The 17,364-nt window shown below is 73.5% G+C and carries 16 protein-coding genes; 10 read left to right on the top strand and 6 right to left on the bottom strand.

All coding sequences use genetic code 11. From position 1 onward, the window contains the following. The first annotated feature begins 106 nt into the window (after positions 1 to 106). The 3 genes from ACFVGS_RS23690 to ACFVGS_RS23680 all read left to right on the top strand — a co-directional run bounded on the left by ACFVGS_RS23690 (position 107) and on the right by ACFVGS_RS23680 (position 5,580). On the top strand, positions 107 to 3,595 hold the full coding sequence (locus ACFVGS_RS23690) for a DNA polymerase III subunit alpha (RefSeq protein ID WP_385693584.1): 3,489 nt from the start codon (positions 107 to 109) through the stop codon (positions 3,593 to 3,595). Continuing rightward, positions 3,592 to 4,551: a hypothetical protein gene (locus ACFVGS_RS23685; protein WP_384416347.1), complete on the top strand. Its 960-nt coding sequence runs from the start codon at positions 3,592 to 3,594 to the stop codon at positions 4,549 to 4,551. Before ACFVGS_RS23690 ends, ACFVGS_RS23685 begins: the two co-directional genes overlap by 4 nt. Before the next feature lie 159 nt (positions 4,552 to 4,710). After that, positions 4,711 to 5,580 carry an esterase/lipase family protein gene (locus ACFVGS_RS23680; protein ID WP_384416344.1) on the top strand — a complete coding sequence of 290 codons (870 nt, stop codon included), beginning with the start codon at positions 4,711 to 4,713 and terminating at the stop codon, positions 5,578 to 5,580. On the opposite strand, the gene ACFVGS_RS23675 is transcribed toward ACFVGS_RS23680, so the two are convergent. Continuing rightward, entirely contained in the window at positions 5,577 to 6,542 is a 966-nt protein-coding gene (locus ACFVGS_RS23675) for a lytic polysaccharide monooxygenase (protein WP_384416342.1), read from the bottom strand. The two genes, ACFVGS_RS23680 and ACFVGS_RS23675, sit on opposite strands and share 4 nt — an antisense overlap. A gap of 141 nt (positions 6,543 to 6,683) precedes the next feature. After that, positions 6,684 to 7,358 (bottom strand): response regulator, encoded by a 675-nt coding sequence (locus tag ACFVGS_RS23670; protein ID WP_384416339.1) that lies wholly within the window; start codon positions 7,356 to 7,358, stop codon positions 6,684 to 6,686. Between the two features lie 129 nt (positions 7,359 to 7,487). Between ACFVGS_RS23670 and ACFVGS_RS23665 the strand changes: the two genes are divergently transcribed. The 5 genes from ACFVGS_RS23665 to ACFVGS_RS23645 all read left to right on the top strand — a co-directional run bounded on the left by ACFVGS_RS23665 (position 7,488) and on the right by ACFVGS_RS23645 (position 11,463). Further along, positions 7,488 to 8,471, top strand: a complete 984-nt coding sequence (locus ACFVGS_RS23665) for a Bug family tripartite tricarboxylate transporter substrate binding protein (RefSeq protein WP_384416336.1) — start codon at positions 7,488 to 7,490, stop codon at positions 8,469 to 8,471. Next, positions 8,468 to 9,001, top strand: coding sequence for a tripartite tricarboxylate transporter TctB family protein (locus tag ACFVGS_RS23660; protein ID WP_384416333.1), 534 nt, complete (start codon positions 8,468 to 8,470; stop codon positions 8,999 to 9,001). Before ACFVGS_RS23665 ends, ACFVGS_RS23660 begins: the two co-directional genes overlap by 4 nt. Positions 9,002 to 9,004: 3 nt before the next feature. Further along, the gene (locus tag ACFVGS_RS23655; RefSeq protein ID WP_384416331.1) at positions 9,005 to 10,504 is read left to right on the top strand and encodes a tripartite tricarboxylate transporter permease; all 1,500 of its coding nucleotides are present in this window, start codon (positions 9,005 to 9,007) and stop codon (positions 10,502 to 10,504) included. 4 nt (positions 10,505 to 10,508) lie between these two features. After that, a complete protein-coding gene (locus tag ACFVGS_RS23650; RefSeq protein ID WP_384416329.1) occupies positions 10,509 to 10,973 on the top strand; it encodes a GNAT family N-acetyltransferase in 465 nt (154 codons plus the stop codon). Between the two features lie 73 nt (positions 10,974 to 11,046). Further along, positions 11,047 to 11,463, top strand: a complete 417-nt coding sequence (locus tag ACFVGS_RS23645) for a DUF6299 family protein (protein ID WP_385693583.1) — start codon at positions 11,047 to 11,049, stop codon at positions 11,461 to 11,463. On the opposite strand, the gene ACFVGS_RS23640 is transcribed toward ACFVGS_RS23645, so the two are convergent. Next, a complete protein-coding gene (locus ACFVGS_RS23640; RefSeq protein WP_384416323.1) occupies positions 11,450 to 11,953 on the bottom strand; it encodes a DUF402 domain-containing protein in 504 nt (167 codons plus the stop codon). The two genes, ACFVGS_RS23645 and ACFVGS_RS23640, sit on opposite strands and share 14 nt — an antisense overlap. Continuing rightward, positions 11,934 to 12,863, bottom strand: a complete 930-nt coding sequence (locus tag ACFVGS_RS23635) for a GNAT family N-acetyltransferase (protein WP_384416320.1) — start codon at positions 12,861 to 12,863, stop codon at positions 11,934 to 11,936. The genes ACFVGS_RS23640 and ACFVGS_RS23635 overlap by 20 nt, the downstream gene beginning before the upstream one ends. Positions 12,864 to 12,937: 74 nt before the next feature. Here ACFVGS_RS23635 and ACFVGS_RS23630 point away from each other — a divergent pair, with 74 nt between their 5' ends. After that, on the top strand, positions 12,938 to 13,312 hold the full coding sequence (locus tag ACFVGS_RS23630; protein WP_384416317.1) for a GntR family transcriptional regulator: 375 nt from the start codon (positions 12,938 to 12,940) through the stop codon (positions 13,310 to 13,312). A gap of 90 nt (positions 13,313 to 13,402) precedes the next feature. Here the strand turns inward: ACFVGS_RS23630 and ACFVGS_RS23625 are convergent, their stop codons facing one another. Next, positions 13,403 to 14,512: a DUF5925 domain-containing protein gene (locus ACFVGS_RS23625; protein ID WP_385693582.1), complete on the bottom strand. Its 1,110-nt coding sequence runs from the start codon at positions 14,510 to 14,512 to the stop codon at positions 13,403 to 13,405. A gap of 212 nt (positions 14,513 to 14,724) precedes the next feature. Here ACFVGS_RS23625 and ACFVGS_RS23620 point away from each other — a divergent pair, with 212 nt between their 5' ends. Then, positions 14,725 to 15,531 carry an SGNH/GDSL hydrolase family protein gene (locus ACFVGS_RS23620; RefSeq protein ID WP_384416312.1) on the top strand — a complete coding sequence of 269 codons (807 nt, stop codon included), beginning with the start codon at positions 14,725 to 14,727 and terminating at the stop codon, positions 15,529 to 15,531. Here ACFVGS_RS23620 and ACFVGS_RS23615 read toward each other — a convergent pair. Next, a complete protein-coding gene (locus ACFVGS_RS23615) occupies positions 15,515 to 17,182 on the bottom strand; it encodes a serine/threonine-protein kinase (protein ID WP_385693581.1) in 1,668 nt (555 codons plus the stop codon). The genes ACFVGS_RS23620 and ACFVGS_RS23615 overlap by 17 nt on opposite strands. Positions 17,183 to 17,364 lie beyond the last annotated feature (182 nt).

Genomic DNA, 17,364 nt, shown 5'->3' with positions numbered 1-17,364 from the left:
GGTCTCGCCGGTCCCGCTTATCGTACGAGCGTTCGAAAATGAGCTATGGTGAGAGTGAGGGGGTGGGAACGTATGTACGATTTTGCTGTGGGAGGTGAGGCGGCGCATGCCGGGGTTCACGCATCTGCACACCGCGTCGGGCTTCTCCCTGCGCCACGGCGCCTCGCATCCCGCCCGGCTGGCCGAGCGCGCCGCCGAGCGCGGCATGGACTCCCTCGCCCTGACCGACCGCGACACGGTCGCGGGCGTGGTCCGCTTCGCCAAGGCCTGCGAGAAGGCGGGCGTCCGCCCGCTCTTCGGCGTGGACCTCGCCTGTGAGCCGTTCCTGACCGCCGTCCCTCCGCACGGCGCGGGCGCCGACGGCACCCGCACGGGCGGGGCCACCTCCGCGCGGCGCGCGCCCGTGCGCGGCGGCGCCTTCGTCGACGAGTCCGCACCCCGTGCCGTCTTCCTCGCCCGGTCCCGGGCCGGCTGGGCCGAGCTCTGCGCGCTCGTCACCGCCGCCCACGCCCACGCGGGCGAGGGGCCGCCCGTGCTGCCCTGGGCGGCCAACCGGGGCGAGGACCTCTTCGTGCTGCTCGGCACCGGCTCCGACGTCGGGCGGGCCCTCGCCGCGGGCCGCCCCGACCGGGCCGCGCGGCTGCTCGTGCCCTGGCGGGAGCGGTACGGCGACGCCCTGTGCCTGGAGGTCGTGCACCACGGGCGCTCCGGCACCGGCCCCGGCTCCCTGCGGCTCGCCGCCCGCACCGTCGGCTTCGCCGCCGAGCAGGGCGTCCGGCCCGTGCTCGGCAACGAGGTGCGGTACGCCGACCCCGGCCAGGGCCCGGTCGCCGACGTGCTCGACTCGGCCCGCCGGCTCGTCCCGGTCGACCCGCGCGCCGGGCTCGACAGCGGCGAGGCCTGGCTCAAGGGCCCCGGCGACATGCTGGCCACGGCCGAGCAGGTGGTGGAGGCCGCGGGCTTCCGCCGGGACGCCGCCCACCGCCTCCTGGAGCGGACCGAGTCCGTCGCCGCGGCCTGTCTCGTCGACCCCGAGGACGACCTCGGCATGGGCTCCGCGCACTTCCCCGAGCCGTACCTGGTCGGCGCCGCCCACCGCACCGCCCAGCGCGTGCTGGCCTCCCGGGCCGCCGCCGGCATGGTCCTCAAGGGCTACGACCGGCGCCCCGACCGGCGTGCCTACTGGGACCGGATGTACCGGGAGCTGGACATCATCGCCCACCACGGCTTCGCCAGCTACTTCCTGACGGTGGCCCAGGTCGTGGACGACGTACGGCAGATGGGCATCCGGGTCGCCGCCCGCGGCTCCGGCGCCGGCTCCCTCGTCAACCACCTCCTCGGCATCGCCCACGCCGACCCGGTCGAGCACGGCCTGCTGATGGAGCGCTTCCTGTCCAAGCGCCGCACCGCCCTGCCCGACATCGACATCGACGTGGAGTCCGCCCGCCGCATCGAGGTCTACCGGGCGATCCTCGGCCGCTTCGGCGCCGAGCGGGTCGTCACCGTCGCCATGCCCGAGACCTACCGGGTCCGCCACGCGGTGCGCGACGTGGGCGCCGCCCTGTCCATGGACCCGGCCGAGACCGACCGGATCGCCAAGGCCTTCCCGCACATCCGCGCCCGGGACGCCCGCGCCGCCCTGGACGAACTGCCCGAACTGCGCGGGCTGAAGGCGGAGACGGAAGGGCGCGAGCGCTTCTGGGAGCTGGTCGAGGCGCTGGACGCGCTGCCCCGCGGCGTCGCCATGCACCCCTGCGGCGTGCTCCTCTCGGACGCCTCGCTGCTCACCCGTACCCCCGTCGTGCCGACCAGCGGCGAGGGGCTGCCCATGTCGCAGTTCGACAAGGACGACGTGGAGGACCTCGGTCTGCTCAAGCTCGACGTCCTCGGCGTGCGGATGCAGTCGGCGATGGCGCACGCGGCCGCCGAGGTCGAGCGGGTCACCGGCACCCGGCCGGACGTCGACGCGGTCCCGCCCGGCGACCCCGACACGTACCGGCTGATCCGCTCCACCGAGACCCTGGGCTGCTTCCAGATCGAGTCGCCGGGCCAGCGCGACCTGGTGGGCCGGCTCCAGCCGGAGAACTTCCACGACCTGGTCGTCGACATCTCGCTCTTCCGCCCGGGTCCGGTCGCCGCCGACATGGTCCGCCCGTTCATCGCGGCCCGGCACGGCCGCGCGCCGGTCCGCTACCCGCACCCCGACCTGGAGGGCGCGCTGAAGGAGACGTACGGCGTCGTCGTCTTCCACGAGCAGATCATCGAGATCGTGAGCATCATGACCGGCTGCGGCCGCGACGAGGCCGACCAGGTGCGCCGCGGCCTGTCCCACCCCGAGTCGCAGGGCAGGATCAGGAGCTGGTTCGCCGAGCGGGCGCGGCGGAAGGGCTACGAGGACGAGGTCGTCGCCCGTACCTGGGAGATCGTCGAGGCCTTCGGCTCGTACGGCTTCTGCAAGGCGCACGCGGTGGCCTTCGCCGTGCCGACCTACCAGTCGGCCTGGCTCAAGGCGCACCACCCGGCCGCCTTCTACGCCGGGCTGCTCACCCACGACCCCGGCATGTACCCGAAGCGGCTGCTGCTCGCGGACGCCCGGCGGCGCGGGGTGCCCGTGCTGCCGCTCGACGTGAACCGGTCGGCGGCCGCCCATCGCATCGAACTGGTGTCCGATGACGGCTCGGAGAAGTGGGGCCTCCGGCTCGGTCTCGCCGACGTCCACGGCATCAGCGAGGCCGAGAGCGCCCGCATCGAGGCCGGACAGCCCTACGCCTCCCTGCTCGACTTCTGGGAGCGGGCCCGCCCGCGCAAGCCCGTCGCCGAACGGCTCGCCCAGGTCGGCGCGCTGGACGCGTTCGGCGCCAACCGCCGCGACCTGCTGCTGCACCTCACCGAACTCCACCGCACCCAGCGGGGCGCCGCCTCCTACGGCGGACAGCTCCCGCTCGCGCAGGGCCGCAAGACCGCCCCCGTCGGCCTGCCCGACCTCGACGAGAGCGAACGGCTCAGCGCCGAACTCGGCATCCTCGGCATGGACGCCTCCCGCCATCTCATGGGCGACCACCAGGCCTTCCTGCGCGAACTCGGCGTGATCTCCGCCCGCCGGCTGCGCTCGGCCGCGCACGGCCAGGTCGTCCTGGTCGCCGGCGCCAAGGCGGCCACCCAGACCCCGCCGATCCGCTCCGGCAAGCGGGTCATCTTCACCACCCTCGACGACGGCACCGGCCTGGTCGACCTCGCCTTCTTCGACGACTCCCACGAGCGCTGCGCCCACACCGTCTTCCACTCCTGGCTGCTGCTCGTCCGCGGTGTGGTGCAGCGGCGCGGCCCGCGCAGCCTCAGCGTGGTCGGCGCCGCCGCCTGGAACCTCGCCGAGCTCGCCGAACTGCGGGCGAGCGGCGGCCTGGAGGCGGTGGGCGAACGGCTCTCCGAGCAGCCCGGGCAGACCCCCGCCGAGGAGGCCGGCGACACCGGCCGGCGGATCACCCTGCCCACCGGCTACACGATGAACCCCTGGGCCGACCTCCAGCCGGCCGGGGAAGGCGCCGCGACACCGTCGCGGAAGCTGTGGCACAGCAGTCCGGGGAGCGCGGGATGATCCTTTGCGTACGGTTCCGACTGGAGCCCCTGTGGGAGGTGATGCTCCCTCAGCTGCTCGACCTGCTCGGCGAGTTCACCCCGGTCGTCGAGGCGGCCCCGCCCGCCGAGGCGCTCGCCGACGTGCGCGGCGCGCTGCGCTACTTCGGCTGGAGCCCGGCCGAACTCGCCTCGGTGATCCGGGTCAGGGCGCTCGCCCTGTACGGGATCGACTGCGTCATCGGCGCCGGCCCCAACCCGATGCTCGCCCGGATGGCGGCCCGCGAGGCCCGGCCCGGCGCCACCGTGGTCGTCGAGGACCCGGAGGCCTTCCTGCGGGACCGGCCGGTCGCCGCCCTCGACGGAGTGGGCCGCGCCACCGCCCGTACCCTCTGCGGCTACGGCCTCGACTCCGTCGGCCGGGTCGCGGACGCGCCGCTCGCCGTGCTGCAGCGCCTGGTCGGCGCCAAGGCCGGCCGCGAGCTGTGGGAACGAGCCCGCGGCATCGACCGCACCCCCGTCGTCCCCGGCGAGGTCTCCCGGTCCGTCGCGGCCGAACGCTCCTTCCCGCACGACGAACTGAACCCCGCGGAGCACCGCAGGGCGCTGCTCTCGCTCACCGGCGAACTGGGCGCCCGGATGCGGACGGAGGGCCAGGTGTGCCGCTCCCTGACCGTGACCGTGCGCTACGCGGACCGCACCACGTCGAGCCGCACCCGCACGCTGCGCGAACCCACCGCCCACTCCGCGGACCTCACCGCGCTCGCGTACGCGATCCACGCCTCCTTCGGCCTCCAGCGCGCCCGGGTCCGGGGCATCACGCTGCGCGCCGAGGGCCTGGCCCCCGCCGAGGGCGCCGCCCACCAGCTCACCTTCGACCCGGCCGACGACAAGGCCCGCCGCATCGAGGAGGTGGCGGACCGGGCCCGGGCGAAGTACGGCCCGCGGGCGATCGTGCCGGGCTCACTGGCCGCGTGAGCACGACGGTGTAGGCGACACGGGACTTTTTACCGACGCGTAACTTCCCACTGCGGCTACCCGTACGTAACTTGGCGGAAAGCGCATCCCCACTTGTGGTCCGGACCGCAGGGCGTAGAGCACTCCCTCATTCCCCTTGAGCCGCAAGGAGATCGCCCGATGCTGCCCAGGAAGCCCTGGAAGCAGGCCGTCAGAGCGCTGTCCGTACTGCTCCTGACCGCCGCCGCCACCCTCGCACCGACCGCCGCCGCCCAGGCCGGCACCGCCCCCAGCCGTGGCTGGAACGACTTCACCTGCAAGCCGTCCGCCGCCCACCCCCGCCCGGTCGTCCTCGTCCACGGCACCTTCGGCAACTCCGTCGACAACTGGCTGGGCCTCGCGCCCTACCTCGTCAACCGGGACTACTGCGTCTTCTCGCTCGACTACGGCCAGCTGCCCGGCGTGCCGTTCTTCAACGGCCTCGGCCCGATCGACAAGTCCGCCGGTCAGCTCGCCGCCTACGTCGACCGGGTCCTCGCCTCGACCGGGGCCGCGGAGGTCGACCTCGTCGGCCACTCGCAGGGCGGCATGATGCCGCGCCACTACCTCAGGTTCCTCGGCGGCGCCGCCAAGGTCAACGCGCTCGTCGGCATCGCCCCCGACAACCACGGCACCACCCTCAACGGGCTCACCAAGCTCCTGCCGCACTTCCCGGGCGCCGAGGACCTGATCGGCACCCACACCCCCGCGCTCGCCGACCAGATCGCCGGCTCGGCCTTCCTCACCAGGCTGAACGAGGGCGGCGACACCGTGCCCGGCGTCCGGTACACGGTGATCGCCACCAAGTACGACGAGGTCGTCACCCCGTACCAGTCGGGCTGGCTGTCCGGGCCCGACGTCACCAACGTGCTGCTCCAGGACCGCTGCGCGCTCGACCTGTCCGAGCACGTGGCGATCGCGACGGTGGACCGGATCGTCTTCCACGAGGTGAACAACGCCCTCGACCCGGCCCACGCGACCCCGACCACCTGCCTGTCGGTCGTCGGCTAGCGGGACGACCTGCGGCGGGCGGTCGCGAAGAGCACGATCGCACCCAGACCCAGGACGGCGGCGCCGCCCGTCGCGAGGTACGCGGTGGCGCCGTCGCCACCGGTCTCGGCGAGCTCCTCGCCGGAGCCGTGGGCGGCGGGCGCGGGAGCCGCGGAGCCCGGGGCGGCGTCGCTGCCGGGGGCCGCGGTGCTGCTCGGGGCGGTGGTGCCCGGCGCCGTGGTGCCCGGGGCGGGGGTGCTCGGCGCGGTGTGCCCGCCGTGCCCGCCGTGCCCGGCCTGCGCGGGCTCCTCGGAGGGGGCGCTCGGCGCCGGCGCCGGGGCGCCGCCGTTGTCCTTCCCGAACACCACGTCGGAGCAGGTGTAGAAGGCCTCGGGGGAGTCGGAGCGCTGCCAGATCGAGTAGATCAGGTGGCGGCCCGACTTCTCCGGCACGGTGCCGGTGAACACGTAGTCACCGTTCTGCATGCCCGGGTCGGTCACCGTGGCGAACGGCTTCGCCTCCAGGTCCGACCACTTCAGCGGCTTCGACGGGTCGTAGCCGTCCTTCGTCACGTACAGCTCGAAGGACCCCTTGTGCGGCGCGGTGCCCTTGTAACGGAAGGTGTGCGCACCGGAGTTCATCGGACTCGCCGGCCAGTCGGTGCGGGCGAGGTCGAGGCCCCGGTACTTCTCGTTCCCGGCGCTGCAGAGCTTCCCGTCCGGGATCAGCTCCCGGTGCTTCCCGGCCGCGTTCGCGATGTTCACCCCGTTCCAGTCGTAGAACGCCTGCGTCCCGCTCGCCGCCACGGCCGCCTTGCACGCCGCCGAGTCCGGGCTCTCCGGCCCCTCCGCGTAGCAGCCCGCGACCCGGCTCACCGGGTCGGTCATCGACCCGTGCGCGAACGCGCCGGGCGCGGTGGCGAGTCCGGACAGGACCAGCGCGGCGACGGCGGCGGAGACGGTGGTGGTACGGCGTGAGGTCATGGGGGGACAACTCCTTCACGAGGGTGAGGTGGGGGGGTTGCCCAGCAAACTAGCCCTGGCAGAGGGCGAGATGGTCCGTCTTAGGGCCGCGTTAAGGCGGAGGTAAGAGCCGCCTGAGGAACCCGTCCGCCCGGGGGAGCTTCAGCCCAGCCGCCGGTAGCGGCGCTCCGGGCGGCCCGTACCGCCGTAGCGCAGGGTGATCTCGGCGCGGCCGGTCTCCGCGAAGTACTCCAGATAGCGGCGGGCGCTCACGCGGGACAGCGAGCCCGCCTCCGCGCACTCGGTGGCCGACAGGCCCTCCGGGTGGGCCCGCAGGATGGTGTCGACCAGGTCGGCGGTGGGCGCGGCCAGGCCCTTGGGGAGCTCGCGGGAGGCCCGCGGGCGCGCGCCGAAGATCTGGTCCACGTCCTCCTGGCGGGCCCCCGCCCGCTCCAGCTCGTCCAGACGGCCCTGCAGGGAGGCCACGTGCCGCAGCTGCTCCTGCAGCGCCGCCTGGTTGAAGGGCTTGATCAGGTAGTGCAGGGCACCGGCGCGCAGCGCCGAGCGGATCGTGTCCACGTCCCGCGCCGCCGTGATGAACAGTGCATCCGCCGAGAGGCCCGCCGCCCGCAGCTCGCGCAGCACCGCGATCCCGTCCATGTCCGGCAGGAAGATGTCGAGCAGCAGCAGGTCCGGCCGCAGCCGCTCCGCGGCGCGCAGCGCCTCGGCGCCGGTGTGCGCGACGCCCACGACGTCGAAGCCCGGCACCGCCGCGACGTAGCGGCAGTGCAGCTTGGCCACCATGAAGTCGTCGTCGACCACCAGCACCTTCGTCACGCCGACAAGGTAGGTCGCGACCACAAGGACCACAACGTCCGTTGGTTGCGGAAGAGAGACAGCTTCTTAACGTGCGGGCAACATGTGGGCCACCTCACACCTTTCCCGTACCCACGAGAGGCGGCTCACGTGCGCCTGCGCACCCCCTTCGCCCTGCTCGGGGCGGCGCTCCTGGTGCTCGTCGGACCGCCGCTGCTCAGCCCCGGCAGCGGCTCCGACACCGGCACGCAGATACCCGGCCTGCGCTTCATGGTCCCCAACACACCCGGCGGCGGCTACGACATCACCGCCCGCACCGCGGCCAAGAACGCCGAGGATGCCGGGCTCACCTCCGACATCGAGGTCTTCAACCTGCCCGGTGCCGGCGGCACCGTCGGCCTCACCCGGCTCGTCGGCGAGCGCGGCAACGGCAGGCTCGCCATGTCCATGGGCCTCGGCGTCGTCGGCGCCGTCCACACCAACAAGACCCCGAGGACCCTCGCCGACACCACCCCGATCGCCCGGCTCACCATGGAGCAGGACATCGTCGTGGTGGGCAGGAACTCCCCGTACAAGACCATCCAGGACCTGCTCGCCGCCTGGAAGAAGGACCCCGGCAAGCTGCCCGTCGGCGGCGGCTCCTCGCCCGGCGGCCCCGACCACCTGGCGCCCATGCTGATGGCACAGGCCGCGGGCATCGCCCCGAAGAGCGTCAACTACGTGCCCTTCGACGGCGGCGGCGAACTCCTCGCCTCCATCCTCGGGAACAAGGTCGCCTTCGGCGTCTCCGGCGTCGGCGAGTACCTCGACCAGATCAAGGCCGGCGAGCTGCGGCTGCTCGCCGTCACCGGCCCCGAGCGGGTCCCCGGCCTCGACGCGCCGACCCTGCGCGAGGCCGGTCTCGACACCGAGTTCATCAACTGGCGCGGCATCGTCGCCCCGCCCGGCCTCACCGACGCCGAACGCGACAAGCTCGTCGGCCTCGCCACCGAACTGCACGCCTCCGATGAGTGGCGCGAGTCCCTGAAGACCCACGGCTGGAACGACGCCTTCCTGCCCGGGGAGAAGTTCGGCGCCTTCCTCGCCGAACAGGACAAGCGCGTCGGCTCCGTCCTGAAGGAGCTGGGACTGTGACCACCACGACCGAACCCGGCACGACGGCCACCGGCAGGAGGTCCTGGCTGCGCGAGCACTCCGAGCTCGGCGTCGGCCTCATCCTCCTCGTCCTCGGCGTCCTGGTCCTCACCGACGCCCTCACCATGACCGTGGACCTCGCCCAACGCGGCCCCGTCGGCCCCCGCACCGTCCCCCTCGTCGTCGGCACCGGCCTGCTCGTCGTCGCCGTCCTCCTCGCCGTCGACGTGCTGCGCGGCGGCCGCGGCGAGGCCGAGGGCGGCGAGGACATCGACCTCGGCGAGCCCAGCGACTGGCGCACCGTCCTGCTGCTCGCCGGCGTCTTCCTCGGCTTCGCCGTCCTCATCGGCCCGCTCGGCTTCCCCGTCTCCGGCGCCCTGCTCTTCTGGGGCGCTGCCTACGCCCTCGGCAGCCGGCACCACCACCGCGACCCGCTGATCGCCGCCGTGCTCTCCCTGCTCACCTACCTCGTCTTCGACAACCTCCTCGGAGTCCCGCTGCCCGGCGGCCCGCTGATGGGAGTGCTCTGACCCATGGACTCTCTGAACTCCCTCATCGACGGGTTCGGCACCGCGCTGACCCCGATCAACCTCCTGTGGGCCGCCGTCGGCGTCCTCCTCGGCACCGCCATCGGCGTGCTGCCCGGCATCGGCCCCGCCATGGCCGTCGCCCTGCTGCTCCCCGTCACGTACGGACTCGAACCGACCGGCGCGTTCATCATGTTCGCCGGCATCTACTACGGCGCCATGTTCGGCGGCTCCACCACCTCGATCCTGCTCAACACCCCCGGCGAGAGCGCGGCCGTGGTCGCCGCCATCGAGGGCAACCCCATGGCCAAGGCGGGCCGCGGCGCCCAGGCGCTCGCCGCCGCGGCCATCGGCCACTTCACCGGCGGCCTCGCCGGCACGATCCTGCTCGTCGCGCTCGCCCCGACCGTCGCCGCGCTCGCCGTCGACATCGGCGCCCCCGACTACTTCGCCATCATGGTCCTCGCCTTCATCGCGGTGACCTCGGTCCTCGGCTCCTCCCGCATCCGCGGCCTCGCCTCGCTCCTCATCGGCCTCACCCTCGGCCTGGTCGGCCTCGACCAGATGACCGGCCAGCAGCGCCTCACCTTCGGCTCGCTCCAGCTCGCCGACGGCATCGACGTCGTCATCGTCGCGGTCGGCCTCTTCGCGATCGGCGAGGCCCTGTGGGTCGCTGCCCATCTGCGCCGCACCACCGGCGAGGCCATCCCGGTGGGCCGCCCCTGGCTCGGCAGGTCCGACGTCCGGCGCACCTGGAAGGCCTGGCTGCGCGGGCCGCTCATCGGCTTCCCGTTCGGCGCCATCCCGGCCGGCGGCGCCGAGATCCCCACCTTCCTGTCGTACGTCACCGAGAAGCGCCTCTCGAAGCACAGGGACGAGTTCGGCAAGGGCGCCATCGAGGGCGTCGCGGGCCCCGAGTCCGCCGCCTCCGCCTCCGCCGCCGGCACCCTCGTCTCCATGCTCACCCTCGGCCTGCCCACGACCGCCGTCGCCGCCGTGATGCTCGCCGCCTTCCAGCAGTACGGCATCCAGCCCGGCCCGCTGCTCTTCGAGCGCGAACCCGACCTGGTCTGGGGCCTGATCGCCTCCCTCTTCGTCGGCATGGTGCTGCTGCTCGCGCTCAACCTGCCGCTCGCGCCGGTGTGGGCCAAGCTGCTCCGCATCCCCCGCCCCTACCTCTACGCCGGCATCCTCTTCTTCGCGGCCGTCGGCGCCTACGCGGTCGGCGGCGAGGCCCTCGACCTCGTGATCCTGCTGGTCATCGGCCTCATCGGCTTCGGCATGCGGCGCTACGGACTGCCCGTGCTGCCCGCCGTCATCGGCGTGATCCTCGGCCCGGCCGCCGAACAGCAGCTCCGCCGCGCCCTGCAGATCAGCGACGGCTCCCTGACCGGCCTGGTGAACACCCCGTTCTCGGTGACCGTGTACGCGGTCGTCCTGATCCTGCTGGCCTGGCCGCTGCTCCGGAAACTGATCGACCGCCGCGCGGACACCGCCGTAACGTGACCGCATGACGACCCCTCCGCTCCGCCCCGCCACCGCGGCCGACGTGCCCGCCGTGAAGGCCGTCGTCGACGCGGCCTTCCACCACTACGTCGAGCGGATCGGCCTCGTGCCCGCGCCGATGGAGGAGGACCACGCGGCCAACGTCGAGGCGGGCAGGGTCTTCGTCACCGGCGACCCCGTGACCGGCCTCGTGGTGGTGATCCCCGAGGCCGGTCACCTCTACCTCGACACCGTCGCCGTCCACCCCGACGCCCAGGGCACCGGCCTCGGCCGCGCCCTGATGACCTGGGTCGAGCAGCGGGCACGCGAACTCGGCGTGCCGGAGGTGCGGCTGCTCACCAACGCGATGATGTGGGAGAACCAGAAGATGTACGAGCGGTACGGGTACGAGGTCACCGAGCGCCGCCGGACCGGCCCGTACGACCGTATTCATTACCGCAAAGTGCTCAACTCGCCCCCGATGGGGTGAGTTTCGGACAAGCGGCGGCTTGATCCGGTATCCCTGGCGGGCAGCACCCCCCACCCCGAAGGGACCTTCGCCCATGAGCGCTCGCCTCGCCCTCGCAGGCGCCCTGCTGGCCACCGCCGCCGCCACCGCCCCGACCGCCCACGCCGGAGCGGGCGACGGCCTGTCCGTCACCCCGCACGGGACCGTCGCCGACGACGGCACGGTCACCCTCTCCGGCTCCTACCGCTGCCTGGACGACAGCGCCGGACCCGTCTTCGTCAGCTCCACCCTGGTCCAGGACGACCGTTCCTCCGGCATCGGCGGCACCCGGGCCGTCTGCGACGGCCAGGTCCACGAGTGGACCAACAGCGCCGTCGTGAGGGGGCCGGGCTACCGACCCGGCGAGGCCCGGGTGAAGGCCACGCTGATGCAGCTCACCGCCCAGGGCCCGCTGGGTCTGCCGCTGCCCGGCTTCCTCGCCGTGAAGGAGTCGCCCGTCACGCTCGGCTGAGCAGCCCGGCCAGTCCGTCCCTGCCCAGGGCGGCCAGCTCGTCGAGGGCGAGGACCGCGCGCCCGGCCGCCTCCGGGTCGGAGGCGGCCAGACCGCTCGCCGCGAACTCGTCCTCGTCGAGCCGCAGCACCTCGCTGCCGTCCGCCGACACCCACAGGTCCAGGTCCAGGTCCTCGACCACCACCTCCGCGGCGCCGACGACGGCGGGCCGGGTCACGTCGCAGTACCAGCCCTTGAGCGTGCCGTCGCCGGAGCGGACCTCCTTCACGGCGTACCAGCGGTCGCGCCAGTAGTGCTCCGTGAACACGTCGCCCGGCTCGAAGCGCACGAAACCGAAGTCCCGTACGCCCTCCGCGGCCCAGGGCGCGCGGACGGTCAGCCGGACGCCGTCGTCGGACAGCCGCTCCGCCGGGTAACGGATCTTCGTCCGGCCGGCCTTCACCAGGACGATCTCGACCGTGCCGGCCGCCTCAGCCGAGTTCGCGGACATGACGGGTCTCCTTCGCGCGGACCTCGTAACCGAACCATCTGTTGACGGCCAGCATCGGGCCGTTCTCCGTGTCGTTGCCGGTGAACGCCTCCGTGCAGCCGGCCGCACGGGCCCGGTGCAGCGAGTCGTTCTTCGCCAGCTTGGCGAACCCCCGGCCCCGGTACCCGGGACGGGTGCCGGTCATGGCCGAGCCGTAGCGGCCCAGGCCGTCGGTGCGGGCCGCGCTGAACGCCACCGGACGTCCGTCGGCCACGACCACCGTGGTGAGCTCCCGGTCGAGCAGCGGATGGTTCCACGTGGACGCCAGCCAGTGGGCGTAGTCGTCCAGCTCCGCCGCCACGTCACCCGGCTCGTCCGCCGTGGTCACCCCGTCCAGCTCGAACAGCGGACGCGGGTCGGCGGCGAAGTCGGCCGCCGTGCGCAGCTCGACACCGGCGGGCGGCGCCTGGAGCGGCGGCAGCTCTGCCGTGGCCAGGTCGAGCCGCAGGAAGTACGCGGAACGGCTCGGCCGGTAGCCGTGCCGCGCGGCGAAGGCGAGGCAGGACGGCTCGTCGAGGACCCAGCTGTACAGCCTCGTCGCCCCCACCTCCGCCAGGTGCTCCTCGGCGGTGCGCAGCAGCAGCGTGCCGGCGCCCCGACCGGCGTGGCCGGGATGGACGAAGACGTTGACGTCGCCGATCCCCGGCTCGGGGGACTCGTGGGCGAGGGACACCTCCGCCGTGCCGACGGCCTCGCCGTCGATCTCGGCGATCAGCGGCCGGGTGCGGGCGTCGGGATGGGCGTGCGCCAGGTCGTATGCCACCTGCGGGCCGGTCGCGAGCAGATAGGGCAGCGCGGCGCGCCGGACCCGGGCGAACGCCTCGGCGTCCTCGAGGACGCCCGGCCGTACGTCGCGGACGATCACAGTCATGTGACCGCACGCTATGCGGCGTCCGTCTCCGGCCGCCTCCCATTTTCCGGCGGGCCGGGTGCACAATCGGGCGGGTGACGCTTCGAATCAGCGTGGATGCCCGTTCCACCACCGCTCCGTACGAACAACTGCGCGCCCAGATCTCGGAGAGCGCCCGCTCGGGCGAGCTGCCGGTCGGCTACAAGCTGCCGACGGTGCGCGGCCTCGCGGAGGACCTGGGACTCGCGGCGAACACGGTCGCCAAGGCGTACAAGGCCCTGGAGGCGGACGGGGTGATCGAGACCCGGGGCCGCAACGGCACCTTCGTCGCCGCGGCCTCCGACGCCGCCTCCCGCCTCGCTGCCACGGCCGCCGCGGCCTACGCGACGGAGGCCCACCGGCTGGGCCTGACCCGCGACGAGGCCGGCGCGGCGGTGAAGGACGCCCTGCGGGCGGCGTACGACGAGTGAGCACGCCGCCGCCCGGCCGGCATGACGGCGGACGCCGAGCCGGGCGGGCGTGAAGTTGGGCGCTGAGCCGGGCGGGCCTGTCGGCGGGCGCTACAGGTACAGTCCCTGGGTCGTCGCGCGCTGCTCCGGCATGCCCGGCGCGGGTGTCCCGCGGCGCAGCGCGAACAGTTCCGCGAGGGTGGCGCCGTCCCGTCCGATGCCCTCCTCGCGGCCGAGCCAGTCCACCGCCTCGGCGCGGCTGAGCGGTCCCACCTCGACGCGGGCCAGGCAGCGGCCGGGCCGCACCACGGCGGGGTGGAGCCGCTCCAGGTCCTCGTTGGTGGTGACGGCGACCAGCACGTTGCGGCCCTGGCCGAGCAGCCCGTCGGTGAGGTTGAGCAGCCGGGAGAGCGCCTGGCCCGCCGCGTGCTTGGCCTCGCCGCGGATCAGCTCGTCGCAGTCCTCCAGGAGGAGCAGCCGCCAGCGGCCCTCCTCGGTCCCGTCGTCCTCGCCGATCGCGATGTCCATGAGGTAGCCGACGTCGCCGAAGAGCTGCTCGGGGTCGAGTACGCAGTCGACCTGGCACCAGTCGCGCCAGGAGCGGGCGAGGGTGCGCAACGCGGAGGTCTTGCCGGTGCCGGGGGGACCGTGGAGCAGCAGCAGCCTGCCGGTGATGTCGGCCGGGGTGAGGGCCATCAGCCGGTCCATCGCCTCGGCGACCGGTGCCGTGTAGTTGGGGCGGACCTCGTCCCAGGTGGCGGCGGCGATCTGGCGGGTGTTCCGGTCCGGCCCGCGCCGGGGCGACAGGTGCCAGAAGCCCATGGTGACGTTGTCCGGGCTCGGTTCCGGCTCGTCCACGGCCCCGTCGGTGGCCTCCTTGAGGACCCGCTTGGCGAGTTCGGGATCGGTCGCGGTGACGGTGACGTGGGCGCCCCAGTTGAAGCGGGAGGCGAGCAGCGTCCAGCCCTCGCCCTCGGCGAGGACGGCTCCGCGGTCGCCGTCCTTCGCGGCGCGCAGCAGCCGGGCGCCCGCGGGCAGCAGGGTCGCGGACGGCTTGACCCGTTCCAGCCGTGCGCCGTGCGCGTGGGGCTGCTCGCCGTTGACGAAGCGGCCCAGGAACAGGGCGTCGACGACGTCGGACGGGGAGTCGGCGTCGTCGAGGTTGAGTCGGACGGGCAGGGCGTGGAGCGGATCGGACGGTGCTTCCGAGGTGCCTGACATGGGGTCATGATCTGTCACCGCGGCGGTCCGCGCACCGGGTTTTGGAGCGGACGGTCCGTCGGGTGACGGGCGGGGCGGAAGTGGCCGGATCTCGACGGTTTCTGACGGGGCGACGGGAGTCGTGTACCCCCACTTTTGACATGAACACTTCCGGAGGGCCGGATCCGCTGCTACTACCTGGTAACGCAGAGATCCTGCTACAGGGAGGTTCCATGAAACTGTCCCGTTTTACGGCTTTCTCGTCCTCGCTGCTCCTCGGTGCCGTCCTCGCCCTGACCGGCGCCGGCGTCGCCCACGCCGCGGAAACCGCCGCGGTGGACTACGTGGCCCTCGGCGACTCGTACTCCTCCGGTGTCGGAGCGGGGAGTTACGACAGCGCCAGCGGTGACTGCAAGCGCTCCACCAAGGCCTACCCGGTCCTCTGGAAGAACGCGAACGCCCCCTCGTCCTTCGCCTTCACCGCCTGCTCGGGCGCCCGAACGGGTGATGTCACGGCCAATCAGCTCGGACCGCTCAACAGCGGCACCGACCTGGTCTCCCTCACCATCGGCGGCAACGACGCCGGTTTCGCCGACGTCATGACCACCTGCGTCCTGCAGTCCGAGTCGACCTGCATCAACCGCGTGAATCAGGCCAAGGCCTATGTCGACTCGACGCTGCCCGGCAAGCTCGACGCGGTCTACTCGGCCATCAGATCCAGGGCCGCCAACGCCCGGGTCGTCGTCCTCGGCTACCCGCGCTTCTACCAGCTCAACGGCAGCTGCATCGCCGGCCTGAGCGAGAACGAACGCCGCGCCATCAACGACGCCGCCGACTACCTCAACGCGGCCACCGCCAAGCGCGCCGCCAACCACGGCTTCACCTTCGCCAGCGTGGTCCCCGCCTTCACCGGCCACGAGATCTGCTCGAGCTCGTCCTGGCTGCACAGCGTCAACTGGCTCAACATCGGCGAGTCGTACCACCCGACCGCGTCCGGCCAGTCCGGCGGCTACCTGCCGACCTTCAGGGCCGTGGCGTAGCGGAACCGCCCGGCGCACCGCCGGAAGCACCGGCCGAAGCACCACCAGGAGAAGCGGTCCCGTCCGAAGGCGTCGCCGTCGTCGGCGGGGTCGACGGCGGGACCGTCTCCTCACAGGTCACCGAGAACTCCACCCAGTCGGACTGCCGCGCGACCGGCTCCCGGACCTCGACCCGGATCCGGTCGCTCACCTGCGAACCCGCCCCGTAATCGGCCTGGGTGCGGGTCAGCCGCTGCTCGGTGGGCCCGCCCTCCGGGAACTCCAGCGTCCGCCACTGCGCGTCCTGGCCCTCGCCGCTCTGCGTCGCCCAGCGGTACGACACGGTCGCCGGCGTCCGGTCCACCGTGACCACCGCCGTGAACGACGGGGCCGCGTCCTCCGGCGGCGGGCACGCCCCGCTGTAGGAGTCGCGCACCGCCCGTACGTTCACCAGGACGGACACCGGCGGAGTCGTCGTCGCGCTCGGCGAGGCGCTCGTGGTCTGCGCGGACGTCGTCGGCGCGGGCGTCGGCGCCGTCGTGGGCGCGCTCGTCGTGACCGGCGGCACCGTGGGCGTCTCGTCGGCGTCGGTGTCCCGCAGCGCCGCGTACGTCAGCCCGCCCGCCACCAGCAGCAGCGCCGCGATCCCGGCGACCAGCCCCCAACGCCTGCGCGGCCGGCCCCCCGGCCCGTCGCCCGGCACCGGCAGGGGAGTGGTCGCCCCGGGACCCGCCGGGCCGCCGGGACCGCCCGGCGCGCCCACGCCGGCGAGGCCGACCACTCCGCCGGATCCCCCCGCGCCGTCCGTGCCTCGGGGCGGGAAGGGCGCGTACGGCACCGCCGGCAGCGGCTCCGTGCGCGGCGTGCCGCCCGCGCCGATCACCCGCAGCCGGTCCTCCGCTTCCGCCGCCGACAGGCGCTGTTCAGGGTCCTTGCGCAACAGCCCCTCGATCACCGGGGCCAGCGGCCCCGCGTGCGCGGGCGGCGCGGGCTCCTCGTCCACCACCGTGCGCAGGGTGTCGAGCGCCGTCTCCCGGCGGAACGGCGAGACGCCCTCCACCGCCGCGTACAACAGGATGCCCAGCGACCACAGGTCGGCAGCGGGTCCCGGCGTGCGGCCCAGGGCCCGCTCGGGAGCGAGGTACTCGGGCGAGCCGATCAGCTCGCCGGTCATGGTGAGCGGCGAGACGCCCTCGACGGCCGCGATCCCGAAGTCGGTGAGCACCACCCGCCCGTCGTTGGCGAGCTGGACGTTGGCCGGCTTGACGTCCCGGTGCAGCACGCCCGCCTCGTGCGCGGCGCGCAGCGCGGCGCACACCTCGGCGCCGATGTGCGCCGCCCGCCGAGGCTCCATCGGGCCCTCGGCCGCCAGGGTCTCGGCCAGCGTGAGACCCGGGACCAGCTCCATCACGATCCACGGGCGGTCGTCGTCCAGGGCCACGTCGTAGACGGTGACGACGTTGCGGTGGGTGATCCGGGCGGCGGACCTGGCCTCCCGCTCCAGCCGGGCGTAGAGGCGCTCGCGGTCCTCGGCCGGGAGCCCGGCCCCCGCCCGCACCTCCTTGACCGCCACCTCGCGCCCCAGGACCTCGTCCCGGGCGCGCCAGACGGTGCCCATCCCGCCCTCGCCGAGCACGTCGAGCAGCCGGTAACGACCCGCGATGACCGTCATCACTCCACGGTAGCGGAGCCCCGCCGGTTTTTGGTGGCGGAGATCACACCCGCTCGCGGCCCCGCAGGTGGGGGCCGCGCGTGCAGGATGGTTCGTGACGGTTCGACAGGTGTTCGATCGCTGTCCAACTCACCCTGGAACCAGACGGATTCGGACAGTGATCGTCAACCCCCGTACACGAG

Origin of the sequence: Streptomyces sp. NPDC127114 (assembly GCF_042677525.1) — a bacterium.
Taxonomy (GTDB): Bacteria; Actinomycetota; Actinomycetes; order Streptomycetales; family Streptomycetaceae; genus Streptomyces.
The sequence above is the reverse complement of the archived record's forward strand: the minus strand, read 5'-3'. Positions and strand labels throughout refer to the sequence as shown.